The sequence below is a fragment of the Dietzia sp. IBK-p2-16D genome, assembly GCF_057773085.1.
In genome coordinates, this window is record NZ_JBYMTL010000002.1 from 299,577 (window position 1) to 312,572 (window position 12,996).

General features: G+C 71.4%; 10 protein-coding genes and 1 riboswitch. Of the genes, 4 read left to right on the top strand and 6 right to left on the bottom strand.

The features are described from left to right. Positions 1-150 precede the first annotated feature (150 nt). Positions 151-2,553 (top strand): MMPL family transporter, encoded by a 2,403-nt coding sequence (locus AC3DE3_RS05735; protein ID WP_488369302.1) that lies wholly within the window; start codon positions 151-153, stop codon positions 2,551-2,553. Beyond that, on the top strand, positions 2,546-3,184 hold the full coding sequence (locus tag AC3DE3_RS05740) for a TetR/AcrR family transcriptional regulator (protein WP_488369303.1): 639 nt from the start codon (positions 2,546-2,548) through the stop codon (positions 3,182-3,184). The genes AC3DE3_RS05735 and AC3DE3_RS05740 overlap by 8 nt, the downstream gene beginning before the upstream one ends. Here AC3DE3_RS05740 and AC3DE3_RS05745 read toward each other — a convergent pair. The 5 genes from AC3DE3_RS05745 to ggt form a co-directional block, all read right to left on the bottom strand. After that, positions 3,181-4,002, bottom strand: coding sequence for an MBL fold metallo-hydrolase (locus AC3DE3_RS05745; RefSeq protein WP_488369304.1), 822 nt, complete (start codon positions 4,000-4,002; stop codon positions 3,181-3,183). The genes AC3DE3_RS05740 and AC3DE3_RS05745 overlap by 4 nt on opposite strands. Further along, positions 4,002-4,877: an ABC transporter ATP-binding protein gene (locus AC3DE3_RS05750; RefSeq protein ID WP_488369305.1), complete on the bottom strand. Its 876-nt coding sequence runs from the start codon at positions 4,875-4,877 to the stop codon at positions 4,002-4,004. Before AC3DE3_RS05750 ends, AC3DE3_RS05745 begins: the two co-directional genes overlap by 1 nt. Next, positions 4,874-5,902 carry a FecCD family ABC transporter permease gene (locus tag AC3DE3_RS05755; RefSeq protein WP_206475070.1) on the bottom strand — a complete coding sequence of 343 codons (1,029 nt, stop codon included), beginning with the start codon at positions 5,900-5,902 and terminating at the stop codon, positions 4,874-4,876. The genes AC3DE3_RS05750 and AC3DE3_RS05755 overlap by 4 nt, the downstream gene beginning before the upstream one ends. Continuing rightward, the gene (locus AC3DE3_RS05760) at positions 5,899-6,858 is read right to left on the bottom strand and encodes an ABC transporter substrate-binding protein (RefSeq protein WP_260485948.1); all 960 of its coding nucleotides are present in this window, start codon (positions 6,856-6,858) and stop codon (positions 5,899-5,901) included. Before AC3DE3_RS05760 ends, AC3DE3_RS05755 begins: the two co-directional genes overlap by 4 nt. An 89-nt stretch (positions 6,859-6,947) precedes the next feature. Then, a riboswitch (cobalamin riboswitch) is annotated at positions 6,948-7,085 on the bottom strand. Beyond that, complete coding sequence (gene ggt, locus AC3DE3_RS05765) at positions 7,086-9,125, bottom strand: gamma-glutamyltransferase (protein ID WP_488369306.1); 2,040 nt, start codon at positions 9,123-9,125, stop codon at positions 7,086-7,088. Between the two features lie 152 nt (positions 9,126-9,277). On the opposite strand from ggt, the gene AC3DE3_RS05770 reads away from it, so the two are divergent. Further along, entirely contained in the window at positions 9,278-9,694 is a 417-nt protein-coding gene (locus AC3DE3_RS05770; protein ID WP_488369307.1) for a carboxymuconolactone decarboxylase family protein, read from the top strand. 87 nt (positions 9,695-9,781) lie between these two features. Then, a complete protein-coding gene (locus tag AC3DE3_RS05775) occupies positions 9,782-11,416 on the top strand; it encodes a long-chain fatty acid--CoA ligase (RefSeq protein ID WP_488369308.1) in 1,635 nt (544 codons plus the stop codon). A gap of 118 nt (positions 11,417-11,534) precedes the next feature. Here AC3DE3_RS05775 and AC3DE3_RS05780 read toward each other — a convergent pair whose 3' ends face one another. Beyond that, positions 11,535-12,902, bottom strand: coding sequence for a cytochrome P450 (locus AC3DE3_RS05780; RefSeq protein WP_488369309.1), 1,368 nt, complete (start codon positions 12,900-12,902; stop codon positions 11,535-11,537). Between the last annotated feature and the right edge of the window lie 94 nt (positions 12,903-12,996).

Genomic DNA, 12,996 nt, shown 5'->3' on the forward strand with positions numbered 1-12,996 from the left:
GGGTATGCGCAAGACACCCCGGGGGGTATGCGGACTCCTCAGGCCGAGGTGTCGTCCGTCACTTCACGTTGCACCAGCTGTGCAATCGTGCAGTGGCCGTGCAAAACTGCCAGGGTTCGCGAGTCGCACCTACGCCCGAGGAGCCAGCGCATGGCGTCATTTCTCTACCGGATCGGCCGGTCGGCCTACCTGCACAAATGGAGGTTCATCGCCGCCTGGCTGTTGATCATCGTGGGCATGGGCACGGCCGCTGCGGCGCTGTCCACGCAGACCACCTCCAGCTTCTCGATCCCGGGCCTCGAGTCCATCGAGACCCAGGAGAAGATCCAGGAGCGGTTCCCCGGCTCGCCCAGCCAGCTCGACGCCCCGACCGGGACCGTGGTCATCCAGGCCCCCGAGGGCAGCACCCTCACCGATCCGGCTGTGACAGAGGATGTCGACGCGTTCCTGGCCGACGTCCGCGGACTCGACTTCCTCACCGGCACCGAGGAGATCGTCAGCCCGGTTCTCGCCGCCGAGGCCATGGCGCAGCAGCTGACCGAGGCCAAGGCCGCCCAGGGCGCGCCGCAGGAGCAGATCGACGCCGACATCGCCGCGCTGAGCCCGCTGAGCGAGGACGAGACGACCGGCACCCTGCAGCTGCAGTTCGCGGCCGAGACCACGATGAACGTGGAGACGGCAGACCGTGAGGCCTTCGCCGACCTCGTCGCCGAGCACGAGGACGGGCTCACCATCGCCTACTCGGGCAACGCCTTCCAGGCCTCCGAGATCAGCGCGACCGGCGAGATCATCGGCATCGCCGTGGCCGCCGTCATCCTCACCATCACGTTCGGTTCGCTCATCGCCGCCGGTCTGCCGCTGCTGGTCGGCGTCGTCGGGGTCGGCATCGGCATCGCCGGCATCTTCGCCGCCACCTCGTTCACCGACACCATCAGCAACTTCACCCCGACGCTGGCCTCCATGATCGGTCTGGCCGTCGGTATCGACTACGCGCTGTTCATCGTCTCCCGCTTCCGCACCGAGCTGGTCAAGCACATCGGTGGCAACGACCTCGAGCCACGCGAGCTCGCCCAGCAGCTCAAGACGATCCCGGTGCGGGATCGTGCACACCTCGCCGGGCTCGCCGTGGGCAAGGCCGGCTCCGCCGTGGTGTTCGCGGGCCTCACCGTGCTCATCGCGCTCGCCGCCCTGTCGATCATCAACATCCCGTTCCTCACCGCCATGGCGCTGTCCGCCGCCGCGACGGTGGCCGTGGCCGTGTTCGTGGCCATCACGCTGCTGCCCGCCGTGCTCGGCGCCGTCGGCACCAAGGTGTTCGGCGCCCGCATCCCCGTGGTCAAGGCTCCGGACCCCGAGGACGAGAAGCCGACGATGGGCCTGTCCTGGGTCCGCCGCGTGCGCAAGCGTCCCGTCCTGCACGCCGTCACCTGCGTCGTGCTACTCGGCGTGCTCGCGATCCCCGCGGCCCAGCTGCGGCTGGCGATGCCGTCCGACGGCACGATGGCCCCGGGTACCCCCAACCGCATCGCCTACGACATCACCTCGGACGCGTTCGGCCCCGGCCGCAACGCCCCGATGGTCGCCCTGGTCGACACGATGGACGTCGCCGAGGAGGAGCGTCCCGCCGCCTGGGCCACCGCCGTCACCGACATCCAGGCAGTGGACGGGGTCCGGAACGCGCAGATCATCGAGACCAACGAGTCCGGCGACGCGGCCCAGGTGCTCATCACCCCGGAGTTCGGCGCGACCGACGAGCGCGCCGCCACCGTGCTCGAGGACATCCGGGCGGGCGCCGGTCAGTTCGAGCAGGAGACCGGCGGCACCTACTCGGTCACCGGCGTCACCCCGATCTACGAAGACATCTCGGAGCGACTGTCCGAGGTGCTGCTGCCCTACATCGGGATCGTCCTGGTGCTGGCCTTCCTCCTGCTGATGCTGGTGTTCCGGTCGATCTGGGTGCCGCTCATCGCGGCGCTGGGCTTCGGACTGTCGGTCGCGGCCACGTTCGGTCTGACCGTCGCGCTGTGGCAGGAGGGCTGGGGCGGCATCATCTCCGACCCGCAGCCGATCATCAGCTTCCTGCCGATCATCCTCATCGGAATCGTGTTCGGCCTCGCCATGGACTACCAGGTCTTCCTCGTCACCCGCATGCGCGAGGGCTGGGTCCACGGCAAGACCGCGCAGAACGCCGTGGCCAACGGGTTCAAGCACGGCGCCCGCGTCGTCACCGCCGCCGCGCTCATCATGACCAGCGTCTTTGCCGCCTTCATGACGATCGACGAGCAGTTCATCAAGGTGATGGGCTTCGCTCTGGCCGTGGCGGTGCTGTTCGACGCGTTCATCGTCCGCATGACGATCATCCCCGCGGTGATGTTCCTGCTCGGTGAGCGCGCCTGGAGGATCCCGGGCTGGCTGGACCGCATCCTGCCGTCCGTGGACGTGGAGGGCTCGGCCCTCGAGTCGATGGGCTCCACGGCCGACGGTTCCGCGCACTCGGGGTCCGACCCCGCCGAGGAGGACGCCGAGCCCGCCGGGACCCGCGCCAATGCCTAACCTCCGCGAGCGGAAGAAGGCCGACACCCGCACCCGCCTCGCGGTGGCCGCAGTCGAACTGCTGGTCGCCGAGGGGGCGGAGCGGGCGACGGTCTCGGCGATCGCGGGCCGCGCCGGGGTCTCCACCCGCACGTTCCACAACTACTTCGCCCACCGCGAGGACGCGTTCGTGCACTTCCTGCGCGAACAGGTCGCCGAATGGGTGCGGCAGGTGGAGCAGGCGCCGGCGGACCTGTCGCCACTGGACATCCTGCGCTCAGCGTTCCGTGAGCTCTACGGGCGCTCGGAGGACGACATCGACGCCGCGCAGAACCTGCTGGTGGCGGGCGAGCAGATCGGGCTGCTCCTGAGCGCCGAGGCGAGGGCCTGCGTCGCCGAGCAGATCCTGGAACCGCTGTACGAGGCCGTCGGCGGCCGGGCACCGCAGCTGAGCCCGTTCCGGGTGCGGGTGATGGTGGACCTGAGCCTGGCCGCCGGGGCATCGGTGCTCAGGCATCGATCGGGCGGGACCGGGTCCGGTACCTCCGGCACCGCGCTGGAGGCCGACGGGCACGATCCGGCGGACGCTCCGGGGTCCTATCTGGACGTCGCCTTCGACCTTCTCCGGGACGGCGCCGGGCGGCTCCTCTAGCGGGAGGTGGTCCCGCGGCCGCAGCGGACGACCTCGCCGTCGACGCCCGCCCGCGCGCCGTGCTCCCGTAGCCGCCCGGCCAGGAGGTCGGGCGGCGGGTTGTGGTGGCCCAGGTGGACGGCCACCACGTCGGTCCGCTCATCGACCGCCCCGACCTCGCGGAACCGCCGGAGCATCGCGGCGAACCGGGCCAGGCCCAGGTGGGCGGGGGAGATCTCCTCGCGGTCACCCAGCGTCTCCTCGAGGAAGACCGCGTCGAAGCGGGCCCCGCGCACCGCGGCGAACCACTCCTCGTCCCACGGCCCCGTGTCGCTCGCCCACAGCAGGCGGGTGCCGTCGGGCCCGGTCACGTCGTAGAGGACCGCGTCCCCGTCGCGGAAGACGCGGTGCCGGGCGGGGAGCACGCGCACCTCGTACGCGCCCACCGAGAGCCGGTCCCCGGCGGCGACCGGGACGAAGCGCACCGGGTCGTCCGGGCCCACCCAGGGACGGCACACGTCCAGCGCGTCGGCGGGACCGATCACCTCGAGCTCACCCGCCTCGGGGATCCACGAGCGGAACAGCAGGACCTGCGGTCCGAGATGGTCGGCGTGGGCGTGGGTGATGAGCAGATGTCTGACCGCCGCCAGAGACCGTCCGAGCCGCACGGCCGAGCCGGGGGCCTCCGGTCCGCAGTCGATGAGCACCTCGTCGTCGACCAGCGCGGAGGTCTGGCCGCGCAGCACGCCGAGCCGGCGTGCCCCGTCGCACGAGGAACACAGGCAGAACGGGTTGGGCCATCCGTCGGCGGCGCCGGTCCCCAGCAGGACGACCTCCATCAGGCGCCCGCCTCCGGCGCCGCGCCGGGGGCCGCGCCGGGGGCTGGGTTCGGCCCGGCTTCGCGCAGCGGCAGCACCGCGCGGCCGTCGCGGCGGTCGAGGACCTCCACGCGCGCGTCATAGACCTGCGCCACCCGCTCGGCGGTGAGGACCTCCTCGGGCGGACCGTCGGCCACCACACGGCCCCCGTCGAGCAGCACCAACCGCTGCCCGTAGTGAGCGGCCGAGGTGAGGTCGTGCATCGCCGCCACCACGGTCAGCCCGGTCTCGCGGCGCATGGAGTCCACCAGGTCGAGGACCTGCTGCTGGTGGCCGATGTCCAGCGCGCTCGTCGGCTCGTCGAGCAGCAGCACCCGCGGTTCCTGCGCGAGCGAGCGGCCCAGCACCACCCGCTGCAGTTCGCCCCCGGACAGGGTCGTGGCGATGCGCGAGGCCAGGGCGTGCAGCCCCAGGCGGTCGATGACCTGCTCGACCACCTCGCGGTCGTGGGCGGACTCGGTGCCGAAGCGCGCGATGTGGGGGGTGCGACCGAGTCCGATGAGTTCGCGCGCCGTGACCCCCTCGGGGACGACCGGGCGCTGCGGCATCATCGCGACCGTCCGCGCCACCCGGCGGCGTCCGGCCCGGCGCGGGGTCAGCCCGTCGACCTCGATGCGACCGGTGGCCGGGATGAGACCGGCGAGAGCGAACAGCAGGGTCGTCTTGCCGGACCCGTTGGGGCCCACGAGGGACACCCAGGAGCCGGCGGGCACGGTGAGGTCGATGCCGTGGAGGATGGCGGTGCGGTCGCGGGTGACCCGCAGATCACGGCAGGTCAGGGCGGCGGGCGCGGACCCTGCGGACCCTGCGGACCCAGCGGACGGTGTGGCGCTCATATGTGCCCCCGGCTGCGACGCAGGACCAGGAGGAAGAACGGGGCGCCGATCGCCGCCGTCACCACGCCGATGGGCAGCTCGGCCGGGCTCATCGCGGTCCGGGCGACGACGTCGGCGAGGATGAGGAACGTGGCCCCGACCAGCAACGATACCGGCAGGAGTAGCCGGTGACCCGGCCCGATGAGCATGCGCACCGCGTGGGGGATGACGATGCCCACGAACCCGATCAGACCGGACACCGACACCACCGCCGCGGTGCCGAGCGTGGCCACGCTGATGAGGACCAACCGCACGCGCGCCGGGGCGATCCCCAGCGTCGCGGCCTCGGTGTCGCCGACCGCCATGACGTCGAGGGTGCGCCGGAACAGGGCGATCACCGCCACCGAGACGATCACGTACGGCAGCACCGTCTGCACGTCGGACCAACCGCTGGTCGTGAGGCGGCCGAGCATCCACGAGTACACCTGGCGGAGGGTCTCGTCGTGGCGCTGCATGAAGAACGTCTGGACGGCGCTGGCGAACGCGGCCACCGCGACGCCGGCGAGGATGATGACGACCTCGCTGCGTCCGCCGCCGACGCTGCGGCCCAGCGTGTAGGTGGCCAGTACGGCGATCATGCCGCCGGCGAACGCGGCGGGCGGCACCATCGCCGATCCCATCGCACCGCCCACGACGATCGCCAGGGTCGCGCCCAGGCCCGCCCCGCTGGACACACCCAGCAGGTACGGGTCGGCGAGCGGGTTGCGGAAGACGCCCTGGTAGGTGGCCCCGGCGATCGCCAGCATCGCGCCGACGACCGCCCCCAGCACCACCCGCGGGATACGGATCTCCCACAGGATGACCTGCTGCCGCTCGGTGAACCCGGAGTCGACCTCGACCAGCGGCAATCGGCCGACGAGCTCGAGCACCACGCCGCCCGGGGTGAGCCCCGCCGGGCCGATGAGGGTGCCCAGCAGGACCGCGGCCCCCAGCAGCAGCGTCGCCCCGCCGAGCACCAGGGCGTGGCGAGGCGACGGGCGGGTCATGAGGTGGGCTGGCTCTCGGCCGCCCCCGCGGTGTCCGGCGTGGCCGGTGCGGCGTCGGGCACCGCCGAGACGATCGCCGCGACCTCGCGCATGAAGTCCACGATGCGCGGGCCCCACCGGCTGGACAGGTCCTCGTCGACCACGTGGACGCGTCCCTCGCGTACGGCCGTCAACCCGTCCCACCCCGGCCGCTCGGCGACGACCTCCGGGGTGATGCCGCAGCACTGGCCGTCGGCGAGGAACACCAGGTCGGGGTCGGCCTCGAGGATGAGCTCCTCCGACAGCTGGGGGTACGGGTCGTCACCGGTGGCGACCGAGGTCAGGCCCAGCAGGGAGTACACCTCGCCGACGTAGGTGGCGTCGGTGACCGTGTAGTAGGTGTCGTCGAGCTCGTGGAAGTACGTCAGCGGGGTCTCGCGCTCCGGCACGGAGGCGACGATCTCGTCGATCTCGACCTGCATCCGTGACACCAGCTCCGCGGCCTCGCCGATGTGCCCGGTGGCGGCGCCGACCTGTTCGAGCTGCGCGTAGGTGTCGTCGAGGGTCTGCGCGGCCGGCAGCTGGAGCACCTCGACGCCGGAGCGTTCCAGCCCGGCCACGATGTCGCCGTTGTCGTCGGTGAGCACCACCAGGTCCGGTGCGTACCCCAGGATCGCCTCGAGGTTGGGCGTGTAACCGGACAGGTCGGTGACCGGGGCGCCGGCGGGGAAATCGGAGCGCTCGTCGACCGCCACGACCCGGTCCCCGGCGCCGACGGCGTAGAGCATCTCGGTGGTGACCGGGGCCAGCGACACGATCGCCTGCGGATCGTCGGCCGCGGCGGTGGTCTGATCGGCCGACGCCGGCTCGTCGCCGCCGGTCCCGCTGCACGCCGAGACGAGCAGGGTGACGGCGGCCAGGGGGGCCGCGAGCAGGAGTGAGCGGGGTCGGCGGGGCCGCCGGTATGGGTGGTGCATGACATCCTCCGGGAGACGGAGGACGAAAGCAGCTCGGCTGCGACGAGGACGTCGCGGCACGCAACCGTCCTTCGTCCGAGGTCAGTTCGTACGGCGCCGCGGTATCGGCCGACCTGGCTTGCCCGTCCGAGGGGACGGGATCACAGTTGCGGGACAGCGTCGGATTCACACCGACTTCCGCCGTGTACCACGGTGTCCGGTGCAGGACCGGACCTGTCGAGGGTAGCTCACCCGCCCAGCACGACCCCCTCGCGCCGCGGGTCGGCGCCGCCGACGAGGGTGCCGTCGGACTGCCGCAGGATCGCGGAGAGCCCGGACGATTGGTCGTCCGTGGAGACCTCGTGGCCGAGCTCGGTGAGCCGCCCGGTCACCGCCGCCGGGTCGCGTGCCACCGCCGGGTGCTCCCCGCCCACCGCCGTCTCGGGGGAGTTGCTCGCCCCGAACGACGGGGCGCCCACCGCCTGTTGTGGGTCCAGGCCCCAGTCGAGCATCCCGACGAGCGTCTTGACCACGAACTGGATGATCCGCGATCCGCCGGGCGAGCCCACCACCGCGCGCAGGTCGCCGCGGGCGAGAGGAGATCCGTCGAAGACCATCGTGGGAGCCATGGACGAGCGGGGCCGCTTGCCCGGCTGCACACGGTTGGCCTGCAGCTCCCCGGCCTCGTCGCGGGGCTCGGCCGCGAAGTCGGTGAGCTGGTTGTTGAGCAGGAATCCCTCCACCATCTGGAAGGAACCGAACGCCGACTCCACGGTGGTGGTCAGCGCGGCCGCGTTGCCCTCGGCGTCGATGATGCTGATGTGGCTGGTGCCGTGCTCGGGTCCGGTGAACACGCCGCGGGCGTCGAAGGCGAACTCGCCGGGCTCGGCCTCGCCCATGGAGCGGTCGGGGTCGATGAGCTCGGCCCGCCCGGCCAGGTACCCGGGACGCAGCAGGGTCAGCGGCGAGCCGAGGGGCGGCGGGACGAAGCGTGGGTCGGCGATGTAGACGTCGCGGTCGGCGTAGGCGAGCCTTTCCGCCTCGGTCACCAGGTGCACCGCCTCCGGCGAGGGCAGGCCTCCGTCGTCGTCGACTCCGGTCGGTGGGTACGCGGCGAGGTTCTTGTCCGCCAGCATCGTCATGGTCGCTGCGACCGCGGTGCCGCCGGAGGACGGCGGCCCCATGCCGCACACGGCGTGGTCCCGGTAGGGGCTGCACACGGGGTCGCGGGTGGTCGCCTGGTAGCCGGCGAGGTCGTCGAGCGTCATCGCGCCCGGCGTGATGCCCTCGCGTTGCGTGGTGACCTGCTCGATGATCGCCTCGGCGATCGCGCCCGTGTAGAACGCGTCGGCGCCCTCGCTGGCCACTGCTGCGAGGGTTTTGGCGTAGGCCGGGTTCGTCAGGCGAGTCCCGGCGGGTTTCCCGGTGCCGCCCTCGAGGAAGTAGGCGGCGGCGTCGGGGTCGCGGGCCAGGTCCTCGGCGGCGTCGGCGATGGACGCGGCCAGACGCGGGCTGATGTCGAACCCGTCGTCGGCCAGCACCACGGCCGGGTCGAACAACTCCCGCCACTCGCGGGTGCCGTGGTCGTCGTGCGCGGACTCGAGCAGCCGCAGGATGCCGGGTACGCCGATCGACCGTCCGCTGCGGCGGGCGTCGGGTTGCGGCTCGCCTGTGTCCTCGGGGGAGATGTGGCGCAGGTAGTCGACGGTGGCGGCCGCGGGCGCCGTCTCGCGGCCGTCGTAGGTCTCGAGCTGCCGGGTGCCCTGGTCGTAGTAGAGCAGGAACCCGCCGCCGCCGAGGCCGGAGGACTGCGGTTCGACCAGCCCCAGCACGGCCTGGGCGGTGACGAGCGCGTCCGCGGCCGTGCCCCCGTCGGCGAGTACCTCGCACGCGGCCAGGGTGGACAGGGGGTGCGCGGTGGACACCGAGTACGACGCGGTGGCCACGGGGGTCATCCCGGTGCGGTACCCGGTCGCGATCTCGGGGTTGTCCGCGATGGGACCGGCGGGACCGGCGTCCTCGCCGGGGCGTGCCACCGGCGTACCGCCGCCGGTCTGGGCGCACGGCGCGGCGTCCTGGACGGGCAGCGGGGGACCGCCGAGGGAGCCGGGTCGTGCGGCGGGATCCGGGGACGCGGGGTCGGGCGCGGGGGCCGACGACGACGAGGTGGGCGCCGCGTCCTGATCCGCGCCTCCCGAGTCGGTCGAGCAGGCCGTGGCCACCAGGACGGGCGCGAGCCCCAGGGCGAGGACCGCACGCGCGATCCGACCGGACTTCCGTGAGCTCATGAGCGGGCCGCCTTCCCGATCCGGATACGTCCCCACAGACTGCTCCGGCGGCGTGGTTCGTGGGCCGCTTCCGGCCCGGCCGAGTCCTAGTCGTGACCCGCGGGGAAGATGGGCGGAGACCGACCGACCGACGCAGTGGAGGGACCCGAGAGATGACGACGACGACGAGCGGTTCAGGCGAGGGGCCTTCGGCCGGGGATCTGCGCGAGCAGGGTTTCGCGACCAGGCGTGAGGTGATGAGCGACGCCTTCGTGGACCGGGCCATGGACCGGGCCGCCGGGACGGCGTCGGAGGCGATCCAGCACGTCGTCACCGAGAACGTCTGGGGCAACATCTGGAATCGGCCCGGGCTCGGCCGCCGGGACCGCAGCCTGCTGAACATCGGGATGCTCGTGGCGCTGCGCGCCGATGCCGAGCTGGCCGGACACGTGCGCGGCGGGCTGACCAACGGGCTGACCCGCGAGGAGATCACCGAGGCGGTCATCCACGCGTCGGGGTACTGCGGTGCGCCGGCGGCGCTGGCGGCGATGAGGACCGTTCAGGCGGTGTTCGACGACCTCGACGGGTAGACACCCACAAGCGGCGGGAACGCCCACGGCGGCGGGTAGTCTCGACCCCAGAGTGACAGGCGACACCCCTCGACCAAGGAGCCCCTCATGCGCAGCACGATGATGCCGGAGCAGCTGAACATCAGCACGATCCTGCAGTTCGGTGCGACCGTCCACAAGGACGCCGTCGTGACCACCTGGACCGATCAGGGACCGCGCAAGATCTCCTTCGGGGATCTGGGTGGACGCGCCGCGCAGCTGGCCCACGCGCTGCGCTCCCTGGGGATCGACGCCGACCAGCGCGTCGCCACGTTCCAGTGGAACAACTCCGAGCACATGGAGGCGTACCTGGCGATCCCGTCGATGGGCGCCGTGCTGCATCCGCTCAACATCCGGCTGTTCCCGGACCAGCTCGAGTTCGTGGCCAACCACGCCGAGGACAAGGTCGTGATCGTCGACCCGAGCCTGATCCCGCTGCTCCAGCCGCTCCTGCCGCGGTTCTCGACGGTCGAGCACGTGATCGTCACCGGCGGCGGCGCCGCGGGCCTCGAGGCCCCCGAGGGTATCCAGGTGCACGACTACGAGGCGCTGCTCGCCGCGCAGCCCACGGAGTTCGAGTGGCCCGAGGTGGACGAGAACGACGGCGCCGCCATGTGCTACACCTCGGGCACCACCGGCGACCCGAAGGGCGTCGTCTACTCGCACCGCTCGATCTACCTGCACTCGATGCAGGTGTGCATGTCCGACGGCATGAACATCTCGCTCGACGACAACGTGCTGGCGATCGTGCCCATGTTCCACGCGATGTCGTGGGGGCTCCCGTACGCCGCGTTCATGGTGGGTGCCTCGCTGCTCATGCCGGAGCGGTTCCTGCAGCCCGAGCCGCTGGCCGCGATGATCGCCAGCGAGAAGCCGACCCTCGCCGCCGCCGTGCCGACCATCTGGCAGGCCGTCGACGCCTACTCGGTCGACCATCCCATCGACATGTCGAGCTTCCGCTCCGTCGTGGTGGGCGGCAGCTCCTGCCCGCCCGAGCTCATCCGCAAGTTCCGTGACAAGTACGGGATCAACATCACCCACGCGTGGGGCATGACCGAGACCTCGCCCATCGGGACGCTGTCCCGGCCGAAGGCGTCCCTGCCCGAGGACCAGCAGTTCGATCTGCGGAAGACCCAGGGGCGGCTCCTCGCCGGTGTCAAGGCGCGGATCGTCGACGACTCCGGCACCGCCCTGCCCTGGGACGGCGAATCGGTGGGCGAGCTCCAGGTGCGCGGCCCGTGGATCACCGGCAGCTACCACAAGGTCGAGAACTCGGATCAGTTCGACGACGGTTGGCTGCGCACCGGTGACGTCGGCTACATCACGCCCGAGGCGTTCCTGCAGCTCACCGACCGCGCCAAGGACATCATCAAGTCCGGCGGCGAGTGGATCTCGTCGGTCGAGGTGGAGAACTACCTCCTCGAGCACCCGGCCGTCGCCGAGGCCGCGGTGATCGGCATCCCCGATCCCAAGTGGGACGAGCGGCCGCTGGCCACGGTCGTCATCAAGGACGGCATCCCCGACCCGGACGTCGAAGAGCTGCGGGCCCACCTGGCCGAGCGGATGGCCAAGTGGCAGGTGCCGGAGAAGTTCGCGTTCGTCGACGAGATCCCCAAGACCTCGGTCGGCAAGCTCGACAAGAAGCGCATCCGCGTCTCGCATTCCGAGGGCGACCTGACCGTGGTCAACGCCCTGGAGGGCTGACCCGCCCCGACCCGCCCGACCCGCCCGACCCCGACCCCGACGAGAAGACAGTTCCGCACACATCCCCCGAGAGGCGGGTGTGCGGAACTGTCTTGTCGATGGATCGTGCGCGGCGGGGTCAGCCCGCGGCGACGCGGGCGAGCGGCCGCAGCGACACGGGCAGTCCGTCCGCCGGGTAGGGCAGGGAATCGTTCTTCATGGGCGGCACGTAGTCCAGCGGGACCGACCACTCGAAGTGGCGTAGCAGTGCGCTGAGCACCAGCTTCGATTCGAGGTTGGCGAAGATCATGCCGAGGCACTTGTGCACCCCGCCGCCGAACGGCTCCCAGGCGAAGCGGTGCGACTTGTCCTCCCGCCGTTCCTCGGAGAACCGCTCGGGATCGAAGATCTCCGGGTCCGTCCAGTACTCGGGCATGTGGTGCGAGTACAGCGGCATGATCGAGGTGAGTCGGCCGGCCGGGATCTCCACGCCCAGGATCTCGGTGTCCTTGACCGTCTTGCGCGCCATCACCGGCACCGGCGGGTGCAGGCGCAGCGACTCCTTCATCACCAGTGCCAGATCGGGCAGCTCCTCCAGCTCGGCCAGGGTGGGGTTCGGACCCAGATCCTGGCACTGGCGGCGGAGCCGCTCCTGCCACTGGACGTCGCGGCCGAGCTCGTAGACCATCGAGGTGACCGTGCTGGTGGTGGTGTCGTGCGCGGCCATGAGCAGGAAGATCATCTGGTTGATTATGTCGTCGTCGTCGATCCCGCCGGAGGCGTCGGCCACCTGGCACAGGGCGGAGAACAGGTCCTCGCCGGGGTTCGCGCGTCGGGCCGGCAGGTGGCGGCGCAGGAACTCCTCGAGCAGCCGGCGCCCCCGGGCCGCACGGCCCCACTTGGTGAACGGCACGGCAGTGGAACGGAAATAACCGTTCGCGGCCTGGACGCAGTCGACGAACGCCTTGTTGACCTGCTCCAACTCGCCGGGCGCGGCGTATTCGGCGCCACCCATGAACACCTCGGTCGCCAGGTCGAGGGTGTGCGTCTTGAGCGCGGGGTAGATCTGGAACGCCCGGTCCGGTGGCCAGGCGGCGATGCCCTCGTCGACCAGTGGGGCGAGCCTGCGGGTGTAGCCCTCGAGCCGGGGACGGGTGAACGCCTCCTGCATGATGTGGCGGTAGTGGTGATGCTCCTCGAAGTCGAGGAGCATCAGCCCGCGGTTGAAGAACGGCCCCACCAGGTATCCCCAGCCGGGGCCGCTGGCGAACGCCTTGTCCGCGTTCTGCAACGCGGCCTGGCAGGCGTCGGGGCCGATCAGAGCGGTCCACGTGGCCCCGAGGAAGCTCAGGTCGGAGACGGGGCCGTGATCGCGATAGCGGCGGGCCATGGTTGCCAGGGGACTGTGGACGTACTCGAGCGTGCCGCCGAGGACCGGCAGCTTGGAGCGCAGTGGGGCCGGGCCGGGTCGGTAGACCCTCTCCCGCGGATCACCAGGGATGGACATCAGGCACCTCGTTGTCGGGTGACCCCAGTGTGTGACAGCCGTCACTAGTTGTCACGCGATTACCGAAACCGGCGGTGTCGTTTCCCTCATCGGC

Bases quoted from the DNA above. Each gene is read 5' to 3' on its own strand.
- AC3DE3_RS05745 (WP_488369304.1), bottom strand. From the start codon at position 4,002: ATGGAGGTCGTCCTGCTGGGGACCGGCGCCGCCGACGGATGGCCCAAC.
- AC3DE3_RS05755 (WP_206475070.1), bottom strand. From the start codon at position 5,902: ATGACCCGCCCGTCGCCTCGCCACGCCCTGGTGCTCGGCGGGGCGACG.
- AC3DE3_RS05760 (WP_260485948.1), bottom strand. From the start codon at position 6,858: ATGCACCACCCATACCGGCGGCCCCGCCGACCCCGCTCACTCCTGCTC.
- AC3DE3_RS05735 (WP_488369302.1), top strand. From the start codon at position 151: ATGGCGTCATTTCTCTACCGGATCGGCCGGTCGGCCTACCTGCACAAA.
- AC3DE3_RS05775 (WP_488369308.1), top strand. From the start codon at position 9,782: ATGCGCAGCACGATGATGCCGGAGCAGCTGAACATCAGCACGATCCTG.
- ggt (WP_488369306.1), bottom strand. From the start codon at position 9,125: ATGAGCTCACGGAAGTCCGGTCGGATCGCGCGTGCGGTCCTCGCCCTG.
- AC3DE3_RS05750 (WP_488369305.1), bottom strand. From the start codon at position 4,877: ATGAGCGCCACACCGTCCGCTGGGTCCGCAGGGTCCGCAGGGTCCGCG.
- AC3DE3_RS05740 (WP_488369303.1), top strand. From the start codon at position 2,546: ATGCCTAACCTCCGCGAGCGGAAGAAGGCCGACACCCGCACCCGCCTC.
- AC3DE3_RS05770 (WP_488369307.1), top strand. From the start codon at position 9,278: ATGACGACGACGACGAGCGGTTCAGGCGAGGGGCCTTCGGCCGGGGAT.
- AC3DE3_RS05780 (WP_488369309.1), bottom strand. From the start codon at position 12,902: ATGTCCATCCCTGGTGATCCGCGGGAGAGGGTCTACCGACCCGGCCCG.